23 protein-coding genes are annotated in these 20,791 nt (G+C 61.9%); 17 read left to right on the plus strand and 6 right to left on the minus strand.

All coding sequences use genetic code 11. The features are described from left to right. Positions 1–20 precede the first annotated feature (20 nt). Entirely contained in the window at positions 21–815 is a 795-nt protein-coding gene (locus tag J5J10_RS16740; protein ID WP_211930721.1) for a response regulator, read from the minus strand. A 147-nt stretch (positions 816–962) separates the two neighbouring features. On the opposite strand from J5J10_RS16740, the gene J5J10_RS16745 reads away from it, so the two are divergent. Then, positions 963–1,160, plus strand: coding sequence for a NepR family anti-sigma factor (locus J5J10_RS16745; protein WP_246745779.1), 198 nt, complete (start codon positions 963–965; stop codon positions 1,158–1,160). 12 nt (positions 1,161–1,172) lie between these two features. On the opposite strand, the gene J5J10_RS16750 is transcribed toward J5J10_RS16745, so the two are convergent. From J5J10_RS16750 to J5J10_RS16760, 3 genes are all read right to left on the minus strand, one after another. Next, positions 1,173–1,613, minus strand: a complete 441-nt coding sequence (locus tag J5J10_RS16750) for a hypothetical protein (RefSeq protein ID WP_211930722.1) — start codon at positions 1,611–1,613, stop codon at positions 1,173–1,175. Between the two features lie 6 nt (positions 1,614–1,619). Then, positions 1,620–1,937, minus strand: coding sequence for a hypothetical protein (locus J5J10_RS16755; RefSeq protein ID WP_349252078.1), 318 nt, complete (start codon positions 1,935–1,937; stop codon positions 1,620–1,622). A 241-nt stretch (positions 1,938–2,178) separates the two neighbouring features. Beyond that, positions 2,179–3,798 (minus strand): CHASE domain-containing protein, encoded by a 1,620-nt coding sequence (locus J5J10_RS16760; protein ID WP_211930723.1) that lies wholly within the window; start codon positions 3,796–3,798, stop codon positions 2,179–2,181. A 211-nt stretch (positions 3,799–4,009) separates the two neighbouring features. Between J5J10_RS16760 and J5J10_RS16765 the strand changes: the two genes are divergently transcribed. The 4 genes from J5J10_RS16765 to J5J10_RS16780 all read left to right on the plus strand — a co-directional run bounded on the left by J5J10_RS16765 (position 4,010) and on the right by J5J10_RS16780 (position 7,286). Next, positions 4,010–4,360 carry an ArsC family reductase gene (locus J5J10_RS16765; protein WP_211930724.1) on the plus strand — a complete coding sequence of 117 codons (351 nt, stop codon included), beginning with the start codon at positions 4,010–4,012 and terminating at the stop codon, positions 4,358–4,360. Between the two features lie 4 nt (positions 4,361–4,364). Continuing rightward, positions 4,365–4,838 (plus strand): Cys-tRNA(Pro) deacylase, encoded by a 474-nt coding sequence (gene ybaK / locus J5J10_RS16770; RefSeq protein ID WP_211930725.1) that lies wholly within the window; start codon positions 4,365–4,367, stop codon positions 4,836–4,838. A gap of 151 nt (positions 4,839–4,989) precedes the next feature. Next, positions 4,990–6,150, plus strand: a complete 1,161-nt coding sequence (locus tag J5J10_RS16775; RefSeq protein WP_211930726.1) for a CaiB/BaiF CoA-transferase family protein — start codon at positions 4,990–4,992, stop codon at positions 6,148–6,150. Then, positions 6,147–7,286, plus strand: coding sequence for an extracellular solute-binding protein (locus J5J10_RS16780; protein ID WP_211930727.1), 1,140 nt, complete (start codon positions 6,147–6,149; stop codon positions 7,284–7,286). Before J5J10_RS16775 ends, J5J10_RS16780 begins: the two co-directional genes overlap by 4 nt. A gap of 23 nt (positions 7,287–7,309) precedes the next feature. Here J5J10_RS16780 and J5J10_RS16785 read toward each other — a convergent pair whose 3' ends face one another. Together J5J10_RS16785 and J5J10_RS16790 are read right to left on the minus strand one after the other, a co-directional pair. Beyond that, on the minus strand, positions 7,310–8,143 hold the full coding sequence (locus J5J10_RS16785; protein ID WP_211930728.1) for an amidohydrolase: 834 nt from the start codon (positions 8,141–8,143) through the stop codon (positions 7,310–7,312). A 69-nt stretch (positions 8,144–8,212) separates the two neighbouring features. Continuing rightward, on the minus strand, positions 8,213–9,001 hold the full coding sequence (locus J5J10_RS16790; protein ID WP_208548216.1) for an IclR family transcriptional regulator: 789 nt from the start codon (positions 8,999–9,001) through the stop codon (positions 8,213–8,215). A 148-nt stretch (positions 9,002–9,149) separates the two neighbouring features. On the opposite strand from J5J10_RS16790, the gene J5J10_RS16795 reads away from it, so the two are divergent. The 12 genes from J5J10_RS16795 to J5J10_RS16850 all read left to right on the plus strand — a co-directional run bounded on the left by J5J10_RS16795 (position 9,150) and on the right by J5J10_RS16850 (position 20,744). Continuing rightward, entirely contained in the window at positions 9,150–10,466 is a 1,317-nt protein-coding gene (locus J5J10_RS16795) for a sugar ABC transporter substrate-binding protein (protein WP_211930729.1), read from the plus strand. Positions 10,467–10,585: 119 nt separating this feature from the next. Then, entirely contained in the window at positions 10,586–11,482 is an 897-nt protein-coding gene (locus J5J10_RS16800; protein ID WP_211930730.1) for a sugar ABC transporter permease, read from the plus strand. Between the two features lies 1 nt (position 11,483). Continuing rightward, positions 11,484–12,350 (plus strand): carbohydrate ABC transporter permease, encoded by an 867-nt coding sequence (locus J5J10_RS16805; RefSeq protein WP_208548213.1) that lies wholly within the window; start codon positions 11,484–11,486, stop codon positions 12,348–12,350. 4 nt (positions 12,351–12,354) lie between these two features. Then, positions 12,355–13,452, plus strand: coding sequence for a sn-glycerol-3-phosphate ABC transporter ATP-binding protein UgpC (gene ugpC, locus J5J10_RS16810; RefSeq protein WP_211930731.1), 1,098 nt, complete (start codon positions 12,355–12,357; stop codon positions 13,450–13,452). Between the two features lies 1 nt (position 13,453). After that, positions 13,454–14,563 (plus strand): mandelate racemase/muconate lactonizing enzyme family protein, encoded by a 1,110-nt coding sequence (locus J5J10_RS16815; RefSeq protein WP_211930732.1) that lies wholly within the window; start codon positions 13,454–13,456, stop codon positions 14,561–14,563. Between the two features lie 11 nt (positions 14,564–14,574). After that, a complete protein-coding gene (locus tag J5J10_RS16820) occupies positions 14,575–14,904 on the plus strand; it encodes an L-rhamnose mutarotase (protein ID WP_211930733.1) in 330 nt (109 codons plus the stop codon). Beyond that, positions 14,897–15,973, plus strand: coding sequence for a Gfo/Idh/MocA family oxidoreductase (locus J5J10_RS16825; RefSeq protein ID WP_211930734.1), 1,077 nt, complete (start codon positions 14,897–14,899; stop codon positions 15,971–15,973). Before J5J10_RS16820 ends, J5J10_RS16825 begins: the two co-directional genes overlap by 8 nt. Positions 15,974–15,983: 10 nt before the next feature. Then, positions 15,984–16,427 (plus strand): MaoC/PaaZ C-terminal domain-containing protein, encoded by a 444-nt coding sequence (locus J5J10_RS16830; protein WP_211930735.1) that lies wholly within the window; start codon positions 15,984–15,986, stop codon positions 16,425–16,427. Positions 16,428–16,466: 39 nt separating this feature from the next. Beyond that, complete coding sequence (locus J5J10_RS16835) at positions 16,467–17,207, plus strand: SDR family oxidoreductase (protein ID WP_211930736.1); 741 nt, start codon at positions 16,467–16,469, stop codon at positions 17,205–17,207. A gap of 20 nt (positions 17,208–17,227) precedes the next feature. Continuing rightward, complete coding sequence (locus tag J5J10_RS16840) at positions 17,228–18,070, plus strand: fumarylacetoacetate hydrolase family protein (protein WP_211930737.1); 843 nt, start codon at positions 17,228–17,230, stop codon at positions 18,068–18,070. A gap of 23 nt (positions 18,071–18,093) precedes the next feature. Further along, entirely contained in the window at positions 18,094–19,371 is a 1,278-nt protein-coding gene (locus tag J5J10_RS16845; RefSeq protein ID WP_211930738.1) for an L-fuconate dehydratase, read from the plus strand. 122 nt (positions 19,372–19,493) lie between these two features. Continuing rightward, positions 19,494–20,744 carry an aminopeptidase gene (locus J5J10_RS16850; RefSeq protein ID WP_211930739.1) on the plus strand — a complete coding sequence of 417 codons (1,251 nt, stop codon included), beginning with the start codon at positions 19,494–19,496 and terminating at the stop codon, positions 20,742–20,744. Positions 20,745–20,791: the final 47 nt, after the last annotated feature.

A 20,791-nucleotide genomic window follows, 5' to 3' on the forward strand; every position in this document is an offset into this window, starting at 1 on the left:
GGGATCTGCTACAGCGGGGTTCAGGCAGCCTTGCGCTCACCATCGTTGAAGAAAAGCGCTTGGCTGATCAAAGCCTTCACCATATCCGGGTTGAACGGCTTGGTCACAAGGAAGGCAGGTTCCGGCCGTTCGCCCGTCAGCAATCTTTCGGGGAATGCCGTAATGAAGATCACTGGAACGGTGGACACCCGCAAGATATCGTTGATCGCGTCGATGCCGGAGCTACCGTCGGCCAGCTGAATGTCGGCAAGAACCATTTTGGGGTTCGTGCGAGAGAAGAGTTCCACCGCTTCCGTGTGCGTGCGGGCGATACCCGTGACGTTGTGCCCGAGATCGCTGACCATCTGCTCGATGTCCAGAGCGATCAGCGGCTCGTCCTCGATGATCATCACGTCCGTGGCAACCTGCTTGGAGATTTCCGTGGAGGCTTCCGACAGAAGGTTGTCGATTTCCTGCGGAGAGACGCTCAGGACTTCTGCTGCTTCCTCTCGCGAAAATCCCTCGACCGAAACAAGAAGGAACGCATGACGCGCCTGAGTTGGCACAAGAGCGAGATTGGCAGCCGCACGCTGCTCCCAAGCGAACGGCGATTCGATCGGCCGGACCTCGACGTCCGCCGACTGGAAAATAGATACAAACAGTTTGTATAGAGAGATACGATCATCAGACGCGCTCGGAAATACCGAGAGATCCGCGATCAGTGCCTCAAGGCAAGCGGCAACGTATGCATCCCCCGAAGTTTGAGAACCCGTCACAGCACGAGCATAACGACGCAGATACGGCAGGTGAGCCGCGACGCGGGTGGTCAAAGACATAGAGTATTCTCCTAACGCCCAGAGATATGGATGCCCTACAAATGCTACAGAGAAAAAAAAGTTCCATCCACCGGAACTTTTTTTTAACGCTCCCGTTACCGCATGACCTACACTATATCCAGGGCTAACAGGCAAGGCAGAGTTGGAATGACAAAGGAGCAAAAGGCGGGTGGCAAAGGTCCTATCGCACCCGGCAAAAAGGACGCCGTCGACCAGATGATCTCGATGAAGCTCAAGAGCTTCTATGACGACATTGTCGAAGAAGGCACACCTGACAGGCTCCTGGATCTTCTGGAAAAACTTGATGCTGCCGAACGCGCCGCTGCGGCGCGGCGCGAAACCTGACGGCTGACGGCACTATTTTTTCGACCACAGTCCTAGCCGCGTTCCGGCAAAAACCACAACTGCCACCGTCGCCAGCGAAACGAGCGGTCGAGACCCCAACATGCCCCCACCGGTCAATGCTGTCCCTGCGGCAGCCATGCCCGCCTGCTGCGTTGCCATCTTGAGGCGCACAGACATTGGCAAACGAGCACGTCTCTCGAAGCTGTTCGCAACCAAGACATAGGCAATGATCGCCACTCCCAAAGCCGTGGCGCCACCGGACACGGCCAAAGCGGCGCCGACAACGCCAAAATCACGCGCCAGAGCCACAGCAAGAGCGAAGATCGCAAACCCGTAAGCCGTCAGCAAAAAGACGGCGGCGATCGCACCGAAAAGTATGGTGCGCCTAAGCCGGCGAATTGTGTACGCCGCGTCAGCACGAATTCCGAAAAGAAGATTTTCGAGGAACAGCATAGCCGCTCAGCGCCTCGTCAGAAGCGCTGCAAGGAAACCAGCTCCCGCGGCAATCGCGATGGATTGAAGCGGCTTGCTGCGGATGCGCGCCTCAAGATCGCCTTCCCAGCCGGCAAGCTCTGTTTTCGCGTCTTCGGCCAGTTCTCCAGCCTTTCGACGATAATCGACGGCCTTTTGCTCTCCGAAGGCAGCAAGCGCCGAAACCAGCCCGGCCACATCCTCGCGGAGTCGGGACAACTGCTGCTCTACGTCCGAAGTAGCGATATCGACATCGCGCTCCAAATCCTGCACTTCGTTCGCGATGTCGTTTTCTGCTTTTGCCACGGCCATCATAGACTCCCTTTGAGATGCTGAAGATAACTGCCTAAACGAGCCATCTCCCTTAAGGTTCCTAAGGCCTCGCGTGTTTCGAGGCCGGAGCGGGAGAGGTCGCTGGGGGCGTGCGACCTCTCCCCTTCTGCCTTGAGGCAGGACGGGGCGAGTAGATTGGGCGGGGTACACTCGCCACCTCTCAAACGTGGAGGCCGGCTTCTGGTTCCACTCGCATCGCGGATTCTGCAATTTTTTATGTCAACGGGATCTCGATGCGGATCCGAAGACCGTCACCGGCGATATCACGCTCTATCACGCCGCCCAGTTCGAGCCTGATACTGGCGTCGATCAGCCGCGTGCCAAAGCCCGCCTTTGTGATCTTGCTCGTGTCGATCCGGGTCGCTTCATGCCAATCGAGCCGCAGCCACGAACGGTCGTCGTGTCTCTCGATCCTCCAGCGGACCGACAACGTGCTGGCGCCGGTGTCGTAGTCCCCATATTTCAGGGCATTGGTGGCCAGTTCATGAAACGTCAGTCCGAGCGCCTGGGTCGCTGCTTCGGTAAGTTCCACGGGAGGGCCTTCCAGCAAGGCGCCTGCGTTCTGCTCTCCGAAGACCTGTTTCAACTCGGTTTCGAGAAGTGCGCGAAGATCGGCCCTCTGCCAGCGCGATCTGGTGAGCATTTCCTGCGCATTGGCCATGGCCTGGAGGCGGGCGAAGAACGAGGCCGTGAAATCCTCCAGGGACGCCGAGTGCGCCGCTGTCTGGCGCGCCATGGCGAGGATGCGGGTGATGGAGTTCTTGATGCGATGCTTCATCTCCTGCAGCATCAGATCCTTTTCACCGATGGTCCGCTGCGAAACGGCGTTCAGCGCCTCCACCGCCGCCATCGCCCGCGCCTGCCAGCGCATGGCCATCGCCAGCGTTACCGTGAGCAACACCGATATGAAGGCAATCAGCGCAGTGTAGACATGCGGAGTGACGAGATAGGATGGACCGGGATAAACGCTCAGGGTCCATTCGCGTCCGGCAGCGACCACGTGACGGGTCATCACCGCATCCGATATCCCCTCGGAAAAGCCCGGCGTGCGGAACAGAACTTCCGCAGCGTCGCCCGCCGTGTCGCTGACCTCGACCTCGATAAAGCCGTCTGGAAAGCTCTTGAGCACGGAGCGGAAGAAGTCGCCGACACGGAACGGTGCGTAGGCAAAGCCGGGACCACCCATTCCGGAAGGCTCGTCCTGCCACACCGGCGAGTTGAGGGCGCGGTTGACCGGAAAATAGAGCAGGAAGCCCAGCTGCTTCTCGTTGGTATACTCCTGAACCAGCTCCACCGGCGCCGAGCCGCGGATGTGGCCGCTTTGCAGCGCTTTCAGCATCGCCTCGCGTCGCCGTCCCTCGCTGAACATGTCGAAGCCGAGAGCCACGCGGTTGCGATCGTCCTGCGGCTCCAGCAACACGATGACCGCGCGCTGCAACTGGTCGGTCTGCGGCCACACGGGTCGATCAAGATCATGGCTGCGCTGGATAAGCGCCTCGACCGCCGAATCGCCGGCCGGAGAGGCCGGAGCCATAAGTGCCATACCTATCCCCCGGATACCCTCGAAGTCGGTTTCAAGCCTCAGCCCACGGACAAACGTCTGGAACGATGCCCTCGTCGTCGCGCTGCCCGATGCTTCGAGGAACGCGCCGGTCGCCGTGATCAGCGCCATATGCTGCTGCAGCCGGCTTTCGACACGGTGGACGAATTCGTCGCTCGTCACATAGAAGGCGGCGCGAGTGGCGCGTCTCTCGGAGTCCCAGGCAAGCAGGGTCATCACGGCTCCCGCCGCCAGCACCGTCATGACCAGGACGAGTGTCAGATACTTCTTCAAAGACCTGCCTTCATCGCCAACCCCTGATGTCCGGGCCGAAAGTTGCGCCGCGCCAGCCAGCGTCAGACTGCATTATTCGTGCAGGAACACAAATCCCAAATTCTGTTGGCGGAGTACCGCTACGGCAGCAGAGCAACCGGATCAGCCATGGAGCCGCTTGCGAATGTGGCGACCCGTGGGTAAGTCAGGGAGATCGCAAAACGGGGTTTTCATGACGCTGACAATCTACGGGATCAAGAACTGCGACACCATGAAGAAGGCGAGGCTCTGGCTGGACGACCATGGCCACTCCCACGCCTTCCACGACTACAAGTCAGCCGGTCTGGATCGGTCCGAGCTTGAGAATTGGGTCAAGGAGGTCGGTTGGGAGGCCTTGCTCAATCGTGCCGGCACGACCTTCCGAAAACTGCCGGAAGAGGCAAGGGCCGACATCAGCGAGACCAAAGCCATCGAACTTATGCTGACCCAGCCTTCGATGATCAAGCGACCTGTCCTCAAAGGCGCGGGCCGGCTTCTGGTCGGCTTCAAGCCAGAGCTCTACGCAGCCGAGCTTCAGGGCTGACACCATGGCGAAGACGACGCGGGCGACGCAGTTTCTGGAGAAAGCCGGCATCGCGTTCACGACGCACGTCTACGAGTATGATCCGACGGCGGAACGGATCGGACTTCAGGCCGCCGAAGCGATCGGGGAGGCCCCGCACCGCGTCTTGAAGACGCTGATGGCTGAACTCGACGGAAAGCCGGTCTGCGTTGTCGTGCCCTCCGACCGCGAAGTCAGCATGAAGAAACTCGCCGCTGCCTTTGGCGGAAAACATGCCGCCATGATGAAGCCCGCCATGGCGGAGAAGCTCACCGGCTATGTCGTCGGAGGCATCAGCCCCTTTGGCCAGAAGAAGACCGTCCCGACCGCGATCGAGGTCGCCGCGCTTCGGGAAGACCAAGTCTATATCAACGGCGGACAGCGTGGCCTTCAGGTCCGCCTCGCACCCGCCGACGCGCAAAAGGCGCTTGCCGCTATCGCGGCCCCACTCGTCAGTTGATCAACCAACCCTCCCGTGGAACCTCTCGGTTGAATGCCCGAGCGACGACGCATGTCCTTCAGCCTTGAAATTTTTCTCCATATGTGAAAGATACATTCAAATAAGAATGTCGCATGGCGGTAAGCCGTTTGTGCCCGGGAGGAGGAACATCATGCAGGCCGATAGCGAACCCCTTTTGAAAGACCTGCTCGTCATCGACATGAGCCAGTTTCTTTCGGGACCTTACTGCTCGCTTCGGCTTCTCGATCTCGGCGCCCGGGTCATCAAGATCGAGCGGCCCGATGGCGGCGACCTTTCTCGTCAACTCTATCTCTCCGACACCGAGGTCGGCGGCGACAGCACGCTCTTTCATGCCATCAACCGGGGCAAGGAAAGCCTCGGGCTGGATCTGAAGAACGCCGGCGACCGCTCGTTTCTGGAAACACTGCTCGGCAAGGCCGACGTTATGATCCAGAACTTCCGGCCGGGCGTCATCGAGCGCCTCGGCCTCGACTACGAGGCTGTCAGGCGTATCAATCCCCGGATCGTGTACGCCTCGATCAGCGGCTACGGCGAGGAAGGTCCGTGGGTCGGCCGTCCAGGACAGGATCTGCTTGCCCAGGCGCGTTCAGGCGTCATGTGGCTGAACGGCGACGAGGGCCAGGGGCCGGTTCCGCTCGGGCTGTCGATCGCCGACATGCTGGCGGGCGCCAACACCTGCCAGGCGATCCTGGCAGCCCTCGTCCGAAGGGGCATATCGGGCAAGGGCGCGCATGTGCAGACCAGCCTTCTCGAAAGCCTTGTCGACCTGCAGTTCGAACTGCTGACGACGCACCTCAACAACGGTCGCCGACTTCCGCAGCGTTCGGGCTTCCGGAACGCCAACGCCTATCTGTCGGCACCCTACGGGGTCTACCCGGCACGTGATGGCTATCTTGCAATTGCCATGACGCCGCTCGGGCGGCTTCAGGATCTCTTGGAGATCGCCGAGCTCGGAGCGTACCGCCACGATCCGAAATCCTGGTTCACCAGCCGCGACGCGATCAAGAAGATCATCGCTGACCGGATCGCGACGCAGACCGTGGACCACTGGCTGTCTATCCTGGAACCCGCCGACATCTGGTGTTCTAAAGTGCTCGAGTGGCCCGAGCTTCTGTCGAGCGAGGGCTTCAAACTGCTCGACATGCTCCAGACGGTCAAACGCGAGGACAATGTCGCGATCGACACGACGCGCTGCCCGATCCGGATCAATGGAAAAAGACCGCCGGTAAGACGGGCTGCACCGCTCGTTGGCGAGCACACGGCACAGATTCGCGCGGAGTTCGGCCGATGACAGCCATCACTTTGAAAGGCATGACCTGGAGCCATCCCCGGGGCTACGATCCCATGGTCGCCTGCTCCAAGACCTGGTTTGAGCGGACCGGCATAGCGATCGAATGGGACAAGCGGTCGCTGCAGGATTTCGAGAGCTTTCCGGTCGAGGAGCTCGCCCGGCAGTATGACCTCATCGTCATTGACCATCCGCATGTCGGGCAGATCACCGAGGAAGGCTGCCTTGCGCCGCTTGACCGACCTGAACGCCAGGCCGAATTCGCCGAGCTGGCATCCGGCACGGTCGGCGCCTCGTTTCCCAGCTACAACTGGCGCGGCCGGCAATGGGCCTTTCCGATCGACGCGGCGACGCAGGTGCTCGCGTGGCGGCCAGACCTGATCGACGCGCCGCCCCGGCGCTGGACTGAGGTTGTGGATCTAGCGCGGTCAGGACGGCTCCTGCTGCCACTGCGTCCGCCCCATTCTCTGATGAGCTTCTTCACCCTCTGCGGCAATCTCGGCCGCGCGTGCTCGGTCGAGCGGGACAAACCGTTTGCCGATCCCGACGTGGGGGTCGCGGCGCTTGAGGCAATCCGCGAACTGGCCTCCCATATCGATCCCGCCTGTCTGGCGATGGACCCGATCGCCGTGCTTGATCGCATGGGCGAGACCTCCTCGAGCGTGGCGGTGTCGCCGCTGATCTACGGCTATGTCAGCTATTCGCTCAAGGGCTTCCGCGACCGGCGCATCGCCTTTGCCGATATACCGGCGATCGGCAAAACGGGGCCCATCGGTTCGGCGCTGGGCGGGACCGGTATTGCGGTCTCGGCTTTTTCAAGAGCGCCGGACGCGGCTGTCGACTTTGCCTACTGGATTGCCAGCGGCCCGGTGCAGGCGGACGAATACTGGAAGAGCGGCGGCCAGCCCGGACATGCGGCCGGCTGGGAGGACGACGGCGCCAACGAGACGTCGCTGGAATTCTACCGTGCCACCCGCGCGACACTTCAAGGCGCCTGGCTGCGTCCCCGGCACAATGGCTACATGCCCTTGCAGGAGGCGGCGTCGCATATCGTCAATGACGCGGTGACAGGTGCGATTTCTGCGAAGGCCGCTATCGGCAAGCTGAACGATGCATTCAGGGAGAGCTTCAAGGCATGAAGCTCTAACCGACACCAGCGGCGTCAAAGTGTCCAGATCCGCTTCGCGTTCGCCGAGAGGACCTTTTCCTTGTCGGCGAGGCTGACCCCAGACAGCAATGCATGCGTGGCGCCGACCCAGGCCGATAATCCCCCACCCAGCGTACAGACCGGCCAGTCACTACCCCAGACCATGCGATCGAAGCCGAAGCTGTCAACGACGTCCGCGAAGTAGGGCTTCAGATCCTCCAGCGTCCAGTCTGTCGCGCCATAGGCGGGCAGGCCCGACAACTTGACGGTGACGTTCGGCCGCCGGGCGATCTCGGCGAGCGGCCCCTTCCAGGCCTCGAAGCCACCGCTCTTGATGTCCGGCACACCGCAATGATCGAGTATGAACGAGACATCGGGGGAGAGATCGACCAGCGCCACGGCTTTTGGGATCTGGTGCGGCAGGACGCAGAGATCGAAGGTGAGCCCGGTTCGCGAAAGACGCTTCAGGTTCTCCCGGAAGAGTTGGCGCTCGGACAGATCATCCGGAACCACATGCAGGACACGACGGAATCCCTTGACGAAGGAATTCGCCAGCTGCCTTTCCAGATAGCCCGCAAACCCCTCCTCCTCAGGCCGGCATGACGCGATCGCGCCGCGCAAGAGACTGCCCTCCGCAGCCGCGAGCTGGCCGACGAGAGAGGTTTCCGCCTCGATTTCCGCAGGGTCCACATCGACTTCCATATGGAGCGTTCCGGCGATCCCCAGCCGTCTGGCTTCACGGTGATATACCTCGTAGTGAAAGTCGGCATCCAGCGGCGGCACGCTTGCGAGCCACGGATAGCTCAGCCGGTCCCGGTAGATCAGATGGAGATGGGTGTCGATGATCATGAAACGCCCTCCTCGACGCCGTGGCAACCTGCCACAGAAGAAGAGGCTATTCAAATACGAATTTTCACGTCAGCTGCTTGCGCCCATGCTGGCGCCTGCCAGCTCCGAAAGTTTTCGCGCGGTCTCGACCACCAGATGAATGGAGTTGGTGATATCCGGCGCTCCGGGCGAATTGATCAGCGTGATATAGGGCGTCGTCAGCGCCGCGATCGCCTTGCCGTCGGCGCCCAGAACCGGGGCTGAGAGATTGATCACACCGGCTGTCTGGGCACTTGGCATCATCTCGTATCCGCGGGCTCTTATCTGATCGAGCCGCGATACGAATTCGGGCGTGACCTTGCCGTGATCTCCGCTGCTGCCCAGATTTTCCGCGATCATCATCTCGCGCTCCTCCTTGGAATGGAACGCCAGCAGGACGTGGCCGGAGCCGGTATCGAAGAGCGAGATGCGCGAGCCGACCCGGATCGAGATGCCCCAATAGCCGGGCGCTTCCTGCTGGGCGATCACCACGGGATAGCCGCGGTCGAAGACAACGAGCTGGTTTGCCTGGCGCGAGGCCTCGGCGAGTTCGCGCATCAGCGGCACCGCGAAGGAGACGAGCCGGCGGACGGGGGCGTGAAGCTGTGCCAGCCCGAAGAGTTTTAGCGTCAGCGCGAACCGATCACCGTCGATGCGCGTCACGTAGCCGCGTTTCACCAGCCGGTCGAGCATCCGGTAGAATTCGTTGGTGCTGCGATCGAGGCGCTTGGCGATTTCCGCCTGCGTCAGGCCGCCGTCCACAGCTGCCAGCAGCTCCAGGATATCGAGTCCCTTGTCGAGCGCCGGCGCGCGATAGCGGTCAGTTTCGTCGTCGATCACAACGCACCCCTTCTGTGAATGATCTCTTTCATATACGCATGGATCGATCCTCGCAACACTTTTGCCTTGACGAATTGACGCAAAATCGTTTGTATATAAATGAAGCTCTTATTGGTGAGAGTTTGCAAGACTAACTGGGAGGAGAGTCATGCGATCTTTGTGGACCGGCGTTGCCGCCGGAGCATTGATATGTGCATGGGTGGGAGGAGCGGCTGCGGCCGACCTGCCCGGCAAATTCGATGGTGTTACGATCGACGCCAAGCTTATCGGCGGCCAGCAGTATGAAGCGCTCTACGCCCGCATTGCGGAGTGGGAACAGGCGACTGGCGCCAAGGTCAACGTGCTGTCGAAGAAGAACCACTTCGAGCTCGACAAGGAAATCAAGTCGGACATCGCGACCGGCAACATCACGTGGTGTGTCGGGTCGAACCATTCCTCGTTCGCGCCGCAGTATCCGGGCATCTACACCGACCTCGCCGCCCTTCTTCCGAAGGAGGAGATCGACGCGTTCGTCCCGGCCAACATCAGCGCCTCGACACTGGACGGCAAGCTGGTGATGCTGCCTCGAGCCCAGTTCGACGTTTCGGCCCTCTATTATCAGAAGAGCCTCTACCAGGACGACGCCAAGAAGGCTGCCTTCAAGGAGAAGTACGGTTACGACCTCGCGGTGCCGGAAACATGGCAACAGGTTTCCGACCAGGCGATCTTCTTCGCCAGCCCACCGGATTTCTACGGCACGCAGTTCGCCGGCAAGGAAGAGGCGATCAACGGCCGCTTCTATGAAATGCTGGTCGCCGAAGGTGGCGAATATCTCGATGCCGACGGCAAGCCAGCCTTCAATTCCGAGGCAGGGGTTCGGGCTCTCGACTGGTTCGTGAACCTCTACAAGGCCAAGGCCGTTCCGGCCGGCACCACCAACTACCTCTGGGACGATCTCGGCCAGGGCTTCGCCTCCGGCACCATCGCTCTCAACCTCGACTGGCCTGGCTGGGCGAGCTTCTTCAATGACCCGAAGTCTTCCAAGGTCGCAGGCAATGTCGGCGTCGAGGTGCAGCCCAAGGGCTCGTCCGGGAAGCGTACCGGCTGGTCCGGTCACCACGGCTTCTCCGTCACGGAAAACTGCGCCAACAAGGAAGCGGCCGCGTCGCTGGTCTGGTTCCTCACCAACGAGGACAGCCAGAAGCTCGAATCCTCCGCCGGTCCGCTGCCCACCCGCAGCGCCGTCTGGGACTGGGTGATCGAGCAGGCGCTCAACGACCCCTACAAGAAGGAGGTCCTGATCGCCTTCCAGCAGGCTGCGCAGCATGCCTTCCCGGTACCGCAGACGCCGTCGTGGATCGAAATCTCGAACGCGGTCTATCCTGAACTGCAGGCCGCCATCCTTGGCGACAAGACTTCGAAGGAGGCGCTGGATACGGCTGCTGAAAAGGCGACCGAAATCCTCGAAGACGCAGGCGAACTCTAAGTCTATCGTGGCGCCGGAGGTTTTCCGGCGCCATTTTTTGCGCTCCGCGTTTTGCGCGGATCCGCCGTGCCCTGCCGGTGGACAACAGACATCAATTCTAAGGAAATCAGGAGAAGCTCATGAAAGGCTGGAGGCCACCGGCGCCGCTCTTGCTTCTGCTGCCCGCAGTCATTGTCCTTGCGGCGGTCGTCATCGTTCCCCTTCTCCTGTCGCTGTATTCCAGCTTCACGTCCTTCCGGCTGACCCAGCCGGCATCGCTCTATAATTTCATCGGCTTCCGGAACTATGAGCGGCTGCTGACGGATATCGAGTTCTGGACGGCGTTCGGCCGCACCGTGCTGCTTCTGACGATCGCGCTCAATGTCGAAATGCTGCTCGGCCTCGGGCTTGCGATGCTTGTCGAGAAGGCCTCCACCGGCCAGCGGACTCTCAGAACCATCATGATGTTTCCGATGATGTTCTCGCCGATCCTTGTCGGCTTCCAGTTCAAATTCATGTTCAACGACAATATCGGCCTCGTGAACAACGCGCTTCAGTCGCTGGGGCTCACAGAACAGGCCATTCCGTGGCTGATCGACGGGCAACTCGCCTTCATCGCTATCCTGATCGCTGAAATCTGGTCGTCGACCTCCGTCTTCGCCATTCTCATCCTCGCCGGCCTGCTCGCGATGCCGAAAGAACCGATCGAGGCCGCGCGTGTCGATGGCTGTACGCCGTGGCAAACGTTCCGATACGTCACCTGGCCGTTCATCATGCCGTTCGCCTATATCGCGATGACCATTCGCTCGCTCGACGTCGCCCGTGCCTATGACATCGTGAAGATCATGACCGATGGCGGCCCGGCCAAGCGCACGGAGCTCCTTTGGACCCTGGTCTCGCGCACGGCCTATTCCGACGCGCGGATGGGCCTTGCAAACGCCATGGCCTATTTCGCGATTTTCCTGTCGATCATTTTCACGGTCTACTTCTTCCGCAAGCTCGCGGCAGCGCGGACCCAGATTGCGGCGGAGTGGTAGGATGAACGAAAACGCACAAGCTCGCCTGAAGACGCTCGCTCTTTCCGCCGCCCACAAGATCGGCCTGTTCCTCGCGATGACCGTGATCTGCCTGCCGGGGCTGTGGATCGTGCTCGCATCCTTCCGGCCAACGGTAGAAATCATGGCCAAGCCGCCGGTCTGGATCCCGCAGGACCTGTCGCTCGATGCCTATGTCGCGATGTTCTCCGGCGTCGGTCAGGGCGGCATCCCGGTCGTCGAGTATTTCACCAATTCGCTGATCATCTCCGTCACCTCGACGGTCATCGCCATCGTGATCGGTATGTCCGGCGGCTACGCCTTCGCCCGCTTCCGCTTCAAGGCTAAGTCTGCGATCTTCCTCGGGCTGATGCTCACTCGCACCGTGCCCGGCATCGCGTTGTCGCTGCCGCTGTTCTTCGTCTACTCGCGTCTCAACATCATTGACACGCATTTCGGTCTGATCATGACCTATGTGGCGCTCAACGTGCCCTTCACGATCTGGCTGATCGATGGCTTCTTCCGGCAGGTGCCGAAGGATCTGGCGGAAGCGGCCCAGATCGACGGCTGCACCCGTTGGCAGGCCTTCTGGCAGGTGGAGTTTCCGCTTGCCGGCCCCGGCATCGCGTCCGCCGGCATATTCGCCTTCCTCACCTCCTGGAACGAATTCGCGCTCGCCTCGCAGCTCACCCGTTCCGTCAACTCCAAAACGCTGCCGGTCGGCCTGCTCGACTACACCGCCGAATTCACCATCGACTGGCGCGGCATGTGCGCGCTCGCCGTGGTGATGATCATTCCGGCGCTCGTGCTGACCTTCATCGTGCAGAAGCATCTCGTGTCCGGCCTGACCTCCGGCGCAGTCAAAGGATAAGACCATGGCAACCGTTTCACTTGAAAAGCTGGTCAAGCGCTATGGCGCCCTCGAAGTGGTGCACGGCATCGATCTCGAAGTGGCCGACCGCGAATTCATCGCGCTCGTCGGCCCGTCCGGCTGCGGAAAATCGACGACTCTGCGGATGATCGCCGGTCTCGAGCCGATATCAGGCGGAAATCTCAGGATCGGCGGCCGGGTGGTCAACGACCTGCCCCCGCGGGCGCGCAACCTTGCCATGGTGTTCCAGTCCTACGCGCTCTACCCGCACATGACCGTGCGGGAGAACATGGGCTTTTCTCTGAAAATTGCCGGCATGAAGCCGGAAGAGATCGCCCCGCGCGTGGAGGAGGCCGCCCGGACGCTCGACCTCACAGCGCTGCTCGATCGCCGGCCGTCGCAGCTCTCGGGCGGCCAACGTCAGCGCGTTGCGATGGGTCGCGCGATCGTCCGCGACCCTGATGTCTTCCTGTTCGACGAACCGCTGTCGAACCTCGACGCCAAGCTCAGGACGCAGATGCGCGTCGAGATCAAGAAGCTGCATGCCAAGGTCAAGTCCACAGTCATCTACGTGACCCATGACCAGGTCGAGGCCATGACGCTTGCCGACCGCATCGTCATCATGCGTGACGGCTATATCGAACAGGTCGGAACGCCGGAAGAGGTGTTCCAGCGCCCGGCATCCAGGTTCGTTGCCGGCTTCATAGGATCGCCGCCAATGAACCTCAAGGAGGCGGAGATTGCCGACGGTCGTCTCGTCTTCGCCGACGGCGACAGCCTGCCCGTTCCGCGGCACTTCCTCGACCGCGTCTCCGCCGGCCAGAAAGTCACCTTCGGTCTCAGACCTGATGACCTCTACCCGGAGGGCCACGGCCTTCACTCAGGCCACGAGGCCGATGTCCGCAAGACCGACCTCAAGGTGACACTCACAGAACCGCTCGGCAACGAAACGCTCGTCTTTTCGGAATTCGCTGGTTCGGAGTGGGTCGGCCGAATGCTCAATCCACGCGCCGTGCATGCCGGTGAGGTCGTGCCGTTCTGCTTCGACCTCTCGCAGGCTCACCTCTTCGATGGCACGAGCGGAAAGACCTTGAGGAGCTGACATGGCCAGGATCGAACGCGTCGAACTCAAGATGGTCGACCTGAAGCCGAAGGTGGTGCGGACGGACGCCATCCAGAGCTTCGTCAGCCAGGAGACGCCGATCGTTACAATAACCGATAGCGACGGCGCGACCGGCACCGGCTACAGCTATACGATCGGCACCGGCGGATCCTCCGTCATGCGGCTTCTCGCCGATCATCTGGCGCCCCGCCTGATCGGCCGCGACGCCGACCAGATCGAAGCGATCTGGCACGAGCTGGAATTCGCGACCCACGCCACCACGATCGGCGCCATCACCTCGATCGCGCTCGCCGCCGTCGACACGGCGCTTTGGGACCTCCGTGCCCGCAAGCAGAACCTGCCGCTCTGGAAACTCGCCGGCGGCGCCAAGGATCGCTGCCCGCTCTATACGACCGAAGGCGGCTGGCTGCACATTGCGCCCGAGGCGCTGGTCGAGGATGCGCTGGAGGCCAAGGCCAAGGGTTTTCGAGGCTCGAAAGTCAAGATCGGCAAGCCCTCCGGTTCGGAGGACTTCGCCCGTCTGGCAGCCGTGCGCAAGGCGGTCGGCGATGCCTACGAGATCATGACCGATGCCAACCAGGGCTTCATGGTCGACGAGGCGATTCGACGGGCGGAACGGCTCAAGGACATCGACCTCGCCTGGCTTGAGGAGCCGCTTCCGGCCGACGACATCGACGGCCATGTCAGGCTCAATCGCTCGACCGCAACGCCGGTCGCGATCGGGGAATCGCTCTATTCCATCCGGCATTTCCGCGAATACATGCAGAAGGGCGCCTGTTCGATCGTACAGGTGGATGCCGGCCGCATCGGCGGAATCACGCCGTGGCTGAAGGTCGCGCATGCGGCAGAGGCGTTCGACATGCCTGTCTGCCCACACTTCCTGATGGAACTGCATGTCAGCCTGACCTGCGCGGTGCCGAACGGCAAATATGTGGAGTACATTCCCCAGCTCGACGACATCACGACGTCGCGTCTCGTGATCGAAAACGGCATGGCGCTTGCGCCGACGACAGCCGGGCTCGGCATCGCATGGGACTGGGACGCCATCGACAACCGCTCGATCCCGGAATTCAACCGGGACATCCGCTAAGGGAGGACATCATGCAGCGCATCGGCATGGTCATCGGCGTGAGGCCGGAAAAGATCGAGGAATACAAGCGCCTGCACGCGGCCGTATGGCCCGAGGTGCTCGCCATGATCTCGGCCTGCAACATCAAGAACTACTCGATCTTCCTGAAGGAGCCGGAAAACCTGCTGTTCTCGTTCTTCGAGTATCACGGCAGCGATTACGACGCCGACATGGCGAAGATGGCCTCGGACCCCAAGACGCAGGAATGGTGGTCCGTCTGCATGCCGTGCCAGCAGCCGCTGGAGACCCGCACTGAAGGCGAGTGGTGGGCCTCCATGCCGGAGGTGTTCTTCCATGCCTGAGAACTTCGATCCCAAGTCGCTGTCCCAATCCTGGGCCCTGCCCTCCAACCCGCGCCCGATCGTCACCTTCGGCGCCGGGTCGATTGTCGGCGATGCGCACTACCCTGCCTATCGCAAGGGCGGCTTTCCGATTGCAGGGCTCTACGATCCGGACCATGACAAGGCAAAAGCTCTGGCCGACGCCTGGGGTGTGACCGCCTATCGATCCGTAGAGGAAGCCGTCTCCGTCGAAAACGCCATCTTCGATCTCGCCACGCCGCCCGCCGCGCATTCGAAGGTTCTGTCTGCCCTTCCGGATGGCGCGCCCGTGCTGATCCAGAAGCCGATGGGCTCGGATCTCGCTGCCGCGACGGAGATCCTGCAGATCTGCCGCCAGAAAAATCTTAAGGCCGCGGTCAACTTCCAGCTCCGCTTCGCCCCAATGATGCTGGCGCTGAAGGACGCGATCTCCAAGGGGCTGCTCGGCGAGGTCGTCGACTTCGACGTCTACCTCGCCCTCGACACGCCCTGGCAGCTCTGGGCCTTCCTCGAAGGTCTGCCGCGCATCGAGATCGCGATGCATTCAATCCACTATCTGGATCTGATCCGCCAGGTGCTGGGCGACCCCGATGGCGTACATGCAAAATCGATCGGCCACCCGAACCACAAAATGGCCCAGACCCGGACGACCGCGATCCTGGATTATGGCGATCGCGTGCGCTGCGCCGTCTCGATCAATCACGACCACAAGTTCGGCCGCAAGCACCAGGCTTGCGAGTTTCGGGTCTGCGGAACGGAAGGAGCGGCATACGTCCAGCTCGGCGTCAATCTCGACTATCCGCGGGGCGAACCTGATATTCTGGAAATCCACCCGAAGCGCGGGAAGGAGTGGATCACGGTACCGCTGGATGGCACCTGGTTCCCGGATGCCTTCGTCGGTCGTATGGCCAACCTTCAGCGTTTCGCTGCCGGCGAGGACAAGGAACTGGTCTCCTCGGTCGAGGATGCCTGGATGACGATGTCGCTCGTCGAGGCGCTCTACGCGTCGAATGCCGCGCCGGCCACGCCGCTGGCACCAAGACCGGAATGAGGACTGCCCCATGGAACAGCTCAGATACTACGAAGACTACGTCATTGGCGAACAGCGACTGACGACGGGCCGCACCATCACGGAGACGGATTTCGTCGTCCACGCCGGACATACCGGAGACTTCTTCCCGCACCACATGGACGCCGAGTTCATGAAGACGCAGCCTTTCGGCCAGCGCATCGCCCACGGCACGATGGTCTTCTCGATCGGCATCGGCCTCACCGCCAGCGTCATCAATCCGGCCGCCTTCTCCTATGGCTACGACCGGCTGCGCTTCGTTCGCCCCGTTTTTATCGGCGACACGATCCACACCCGCGTGACCATCCATTCCAGGGAGGATGATCCCAAGCGCGCGGAGGTTGGGCGTGTCGTTGAGCGCACGGAAGTCATAAATCAGCGGGGGGAGGTTGTGCTCGCCGCCGATCACATTCACATTGTCAATCGTCGACCTTAGTAGTCAGACAACATGACAACATTGGAGGAAACTTCCGTCATGGCATCTCTCACCAACAAGAAGGTGGTGGTCACGGCCGCCGGCCAGGGAATCGGCAGGGCAAGCGCGCTCGCTTTCCTTGCCGCCGGCGCCCAGGTGCTCGCCACCGACATCAACGAGGCGACGCTTGCCAGTCTCGTCGATGAAGCCGGTTCTCCGGCGCTTCAGACGGCGAAGCTGGACGTGCTGAACCAGGACGACGTCGATCGCGTCTTTTCCGGTTTCGGCGACGTGGACGTGCTCTTCAACTGCGCCGGTGTCGTGCACGGCGGAACCGTGCTCGACATGGCGGACAAGGACCTGGACTTCGCCTTCGACCTCAATGTCAGGGCAATGATCCGCACGATCCGCGCCGTCCTGCCTGGCATGATCGCACGCGGCGGCGGCTCCATCATCAACATGGCGTCGGTCGCTTCCAGCGTGAAGGGCGTACCGAACCGCTGCGCCTACACCGTCACGAAAGCGGCCGTCGTCGGTCTCACCAAGTCGGTTGCCGCCGATTACGTGACGCAGGGCATCCGCTGCAACGCGATCTGCCCGGGCACGGTCGAAAGCCCGTCGCTGCAGGACCGCATGCGGGCCCAGGGCGATTATGAGACGGCGCGGGCCGCCTTTATCTCCCGTCAGCCGATGGGACGCCTCGGCACGCCGGAAGAAATCGCCGATCTCGCCGTCTATCTCGCCGGCGCCACCTATACCTCGGGCCAGGCCTATGCCATCGACGGCGGCTGGACCATCTGACATTCGAAAGGAATTCTGACATGAAACTGATGCGCGTTGGCCCCATCGGCCAGGAAAAGCCCGCAATCCTCGACACGGACGGCAAGATCCGCGACCTGTCTGCCCACGTCGCGGATATCGGCGGCGCCGCCATTTCGCCGGAAGGGCTCGCCAAGATCGCCGCTCTCGACCTGAAGAGCCTGCCGGAGCTCAAGGCCGATCGTATCGGCGCCTGCGTCGCGGGCACCGGCAAGTTCATCTGCATCGGCCTCAACTATTCCGACCACGCGGCTGAAACGGGCGCCGCGGTCCCGCCGGAACCTGTCATCTTCATGAAGGCCACCTCGGCCATCGTCGGCCCGAACGACGACGTGCTCATCCCGCGCGGCTCTGAAAAGACCGACTGGGAAGTGGAACTCGGCGTCGTCATCGGCAAGACCGCCAAGTATGTCAGCGAAGCGGATGCGCTCGACTACGTCGCCGGCTACTGCGTCAGCCATGACGTCTCGGAACGCGGCTTCCAGACCGAGCGTGCCGGCCAGTGGACCAAGGGCAAGTCCTGCGACACCTTCGGCCCGATTGGTCCCTGGCTCGTAACCAAGGACGAGATCGCCGATCCGCTGAACCTCGGCATGTGGCTGAAGGTCAATGGCGAGACCATGCAGAACGGCTCGTCGAAGACCATGGTCTACGGCATCGCGCATGTCGTCTCCTATCTCTCGCAGTTCATGTCGCTTCATCCGGGCGATGTCATCTCCACCGGCACCCCTCCCGGCGTCGGAATGGGCATGAAGCCGCCGCGCTATCTCAAGGCCGGCGACGTCGTCGAACTCGGCATTGAGGGTCTTGGCACCCAGAAGCAGACCTTCCGCGCCGACGCCTGACACATACCGGAAAACCCAGTCCCATGACCAAGATCACCAGCCTCCGCTCGATCGACCTTCGCTTTCCCACGTCCCAGAGTCTCGACGGCTCGGACGCCATGAATCCCGATCCGGATTACTCGGCGGCCTATGTCGTGCTCGGCTCGGACAAGGAGGGACTCGAAGGCCACGGCCTCACCTTCACCATCGGCCGCGGCAACGAGATCTGCTGCGCGGCGATCGAGGCGCTAGATCATCTCGTCGTGGGGCTGGACCTTGACTGGGTCCGCGAAAATCCGGGCCGCTTCTGGCGGCACATTACGGGCGACAGCCAGTTGCGCTGGATCGGCCCGGACAAGGGCGCCATGCATCTCGCGACCGGTGCCGTCGTCAACGCAGTGTGGGACATGCTGGCGAAGGAAGCAGGAAAGCCCGTCTGGCGCCTCGTCGCGGAGATGAGCCCGGAAGACATTCTGTCGATCGTCGACTTCCGCTACCTCACCGACGCGCTCACACCGGACGAGGCGCTCGCCATCCTCCGGAAGGCGGAAGCCGGCAAGGCGGAACGCATCGCCACCCTCGAAAAGGAGGGCTATGCCTGCTATACGACCTCGGCCGGCTGGCTCGGCTATGACGACGAGAAACTGCGCCGGCTCTGCCAGGAGGCGATCGATCAGGGGTTCAGCCATATCAAGATGAAGGTCGGGCGCGATCTCGAGGACGACAAGCGGCGCCTTCGTATCGCCCGCGAGGTGATCGGCAACGACCGCTTCATGATGATCGACGCCAACCAGGTCTGGGAGGTCGGCCAGGCGATTGACTGGATCGAGGAACTCAAGCCCTACAAGCCCTTCTTCATCGAGGAGCCGACCAGCCCCGATGATGTCGCCGGGCACAAGGCGATTCGCCAGGCCGTCGCGCCGGTCAAGGTCGCGACCGGAGAGATGTGCCAGAACCGCATCATCTTCAAGCAGATGATCGCCGGCGGCGCGATCGACATCGTGCAGATCGACAGCTGCCGCATGGGCGGGCTTAACGAAGTGCTGGCCGTGCTGCTGCTGGCCGCGAAATACGACCTTCCCGTCTGGCCGCACGCTGGCGGCGTCGGGCTTTGCGAATACGTCCAGCACCTGTCGATGATCGACTACATCGCCGTCTCCGGCACCAAGGAAGGCCGGGTGATCGAGTTCGTTGATCACCTGCACGAACATTTCATCGATCCCTGCCGGATCGAGAATGCCGCCTATATGCCGCCGACGCTCCCGGGCTTCTCGATCGAGATGAAGCCAGAATCCATAGAACGCTATCAATTCCGCGGCTGATTTCGGACGTCGAATCTCTCACCAGGCAGCTCGTTCCGGCCCGACCGGCACGGGCCGCTCTTCATTTTCGCCGCAAAGCGCCTTAAGTCTCTGGTCTCCCATACACGAATGCAGGACAGAGCATGACCCTCCCCGATTTTTCGAAGTCCGTCGATCCCGTCAAACTCGACAAGCTGGCGGAGGTCGCCGTGAAGGTCGGCCTGCAGCTGCAGAAGGACCAGGATCTGGTCATTACCGCTCCCATCGTGTCGCTGCCGCTGGTGCGGCTGATCACGAAGCATGCCTACAAGGCAGGGGCCGGCATCGTCTCGACCTTCTACTCCGACGAGGAAACCACGCTCGCCCGCTTCGAACACGGTTCGGACGAGAGCTTCGACCGCGCGGCCTCATGGCTCTACGAGGGCATGGCGAAGGCCTACGAGAACGGCGCGGCGCGGCTTGCCGTCGCAGGCGATAATCCGATGCTGCTCTCGGCCCAGGATCCGGCCAAGGTGGCGCGCGCCAACAAGGCGAACTCGATCGCCTACAAGCCGGCGCTCGAACACATCGCCAATTTCGACATCAACTGGAATATCTGCTCCTACCCGAACCCGTCCTGGGCGAAGCTCGTCTTTCCCGATCTGCCGATCGAAGAGGCCGTCCGGAAACTCGCCGACGCCATCTTCGCCGCCTCACGCGTCGACCGGCAGGACCCTGTGGGCGCCTGGGCCGCGCACAATGGGGAACTCCGCAAGCGCTCCGCGTGGCTCAATGGCGAGCGGTTCGCGGCGCTCCATTTCACCGGTCCGGGCACAGACCTCACGGTCGGTCTGGCCGACGGCCACGAATGGCATGGCGGCGCCTCGACGGCGAAGAATGGCGTGACCTGCAATCCCAACATTCCGACGGAGGAAGTCTTCACCACGCCGCATGCGCTGAAGGTCGAGGGCACCGTCTCCTCAACCAAGCCGCTGTCGCATCAGGGCACGCTGATCGACGACATCCAGGTCCGCTTCGAAGGCGGCCGGATCGTCGAGGCAAAGGCATCGAAGGGGGAACAGGTACTGCTCAAGGTGCTGGATACCGACGAAGGTGCCCGCCGGCTCGGCGAAGTGGCGCTGGTACCGCATTCCTCGCCGATCTCGGCGTCCGGCATCCTGTTCTACAACACGCTATTCGACGAGAACGCCTCGTGCCACATCGCGCTCGGACAGTGCTATTCGAAATGCTTCCTCGACGGCGCTTCGCTGACGCCCGATCAGATCAAGGCCCAGGGCGGCAATTCGAGCCTCATTCACATCGACTGGATGATCGGCTCGGACAAAGTCGACATCGACGGCATCAGGCCCGACGGCACCAGAGCGCCGGTCATGCGCAAGGGCGAGTGGGCCTGATAGCGTGGCGAGACGGAGCTCCGCCGACGGCGGGGCTCCTGGCGATA

Origin of the sequence: Ciceribacter sp. L1K23 (genome assembly GCF_018122705.1) — a bacterium.
In the GTDB taxonomy this organism is placed as follows: Bacteria; Pseudomonadota; Alphaproteobacteria; order Rhizobiales; family Rhizobiaceae; genus Allorhizobium.

What these genes read in the sequence shown, in the direction of transcription:
- J5J10_RS16750 (WP_211930722.1), bottom strand. Translation starts at nt 1,613, where the DNA reads ATGCTGTTCCTCGAAAATCTTCTTTTCGGAATTCGTGCTGACGCGGCG.
- J5J10_RS16800 (WP_211930730.1), top strand. Translation starts at nt 10,586, where the DNA reads ATGAAAGGCTGGAGGCCACCGGCGCCGCTCTTGCTTCTGCTGCCCGCA.
- J5J10_RS16830 (WP_211930735.1), top strand. Translation starts at nt 15,984, where the DNA reads ATGGAACAGCTCAGATACTACGAAGACTACGTCATTGGCGAACAGCGA.
- ybaK (WP_211930725.1), top strand. Translation starts at nt 4,365, where the DNA reads ATGGCGAAGACGACGCGGGCGACGCAGTTTCTGGAGAAAGCCGGCATC.
- J5J10_RS16745 (WP_246745779.1), top strand. Translation starts at nt 963, where the DNA reads ATGACAAAGGAGCAAAAGGCGGGTGGCAAAGGTCCTATCGCACCCGGC.
- J5J10_RS16775 (WP_211930726.1), top strand. Translation starts at nt 4,990, where the DNA reads ATGCAGGCCGATAGCGAACCCCTTTTGAAAGACCTGCTCGTCATCGAC.
- J5J10_RS16820 (WP_211930733.1), top strand. Translation starts at nt 14,575, where the DNA reads ATGCAGCGCATCGGCATGGTCATCGGCGTGAGGCCGGAAAAGATCGAG.
- J5J10_RS16805 (WP_208548213.1), top strand. Translation starts at nt 11,484, where the DNA reads ATGAACGAAAACGCACAAGCTCGCCTGAAGACGCTCGCTCTTTCCGCC.
- J5J10_RS16765 (WP_211930724.1), top strand. Translation starts at nt 4,010, where the DNA reads ATGACGCTGACAATCTACGGGATCAAGAACTGCGACACCATGAAGAAG.
- J5J10_RS16825 (WP_211930734.1), top strand. Translation starts at nt 14,897, where the DNA reads ATGCCTGAGAACTTCGATCCCAAGTCGCTGTCCCAATCCTGGGCCCTG.
- J5J10_RS16835 (WP_211930736.1), top strand. Translation starts at nt 16,467, where the DNA reads ATGGCATCTCTCACCAACAAGAAGGTGGTGGTCACGGCCGCCGGCCAG.
- J5J10_RS16850 (WP_211930739.1), top strand. Translation starts at nt 19,494, where the DNA reads ATGACCCTCCCCGATTTTTCGAAGTCCGTCGATCCCGTCAAACTCGAC.
- J5J10_RS16740 (WP_211930721.1), bottom strand. Translation starts at nt 815, where the DNA reads ATGTCTTTGACCACCCGCGTCGCGGCTCACCTGCCGTATCTGCGTCGT.
- J5J10_RS16840 (WP_211930737.1), top strand. Translation starts at nt 17,228, where the DNA reads ATGAAACTGATGCGCGTTGGCCCCATCGGCCAGGAAAAGCCCGCAATC.
- J5J10_RS16795 (WP_211930729.1), top strand. Translation starts at nt 9,150, where the DNA reads ATGCGATCTTTGTGGACCGGCGTTGCCGCCGGAGCATTGATATGTGCA.
- ugpC (WP_211930731.1), top strand. Translation starts at nt 12,355, where the DNA reads ATGGCAACCGTTTCACTTGAAAAGCTGGTCAAGCGCTATGGCGCCCTC.
- J5J10_RS16780 (WP_211930727.1), top strand. Translation starts at nt 6,147, where the DNA reads ATGACAGCCATCACTTTGAAAGGCATGACCTGGAGCCATCCCCGGGGC.
- J5J10_RS16845 (WP_211930738.1), top strand. Translation starts at nt 18,094, where the DNA reads ATGACCAAGATCACCAGCCTCCGCTCGATCGACCTTCGCTTTCCCACG.
- J5J10_RS16785 (WP_211930728.1), bottom strand. Translation starts at nt 8,143, where the DNA reads ATGATCATCGACACCCATCTCCATCTGATCTACCGGGACCGGCTGAGC.
- J5J10_RS16815 (WP_211930732.1), top strand. Translation starts at nt 13,454, where the DNA reads ATGGCCAGGATCGAACGCGTCGAACTCAAGATGGTCGACCTGAAGCCG.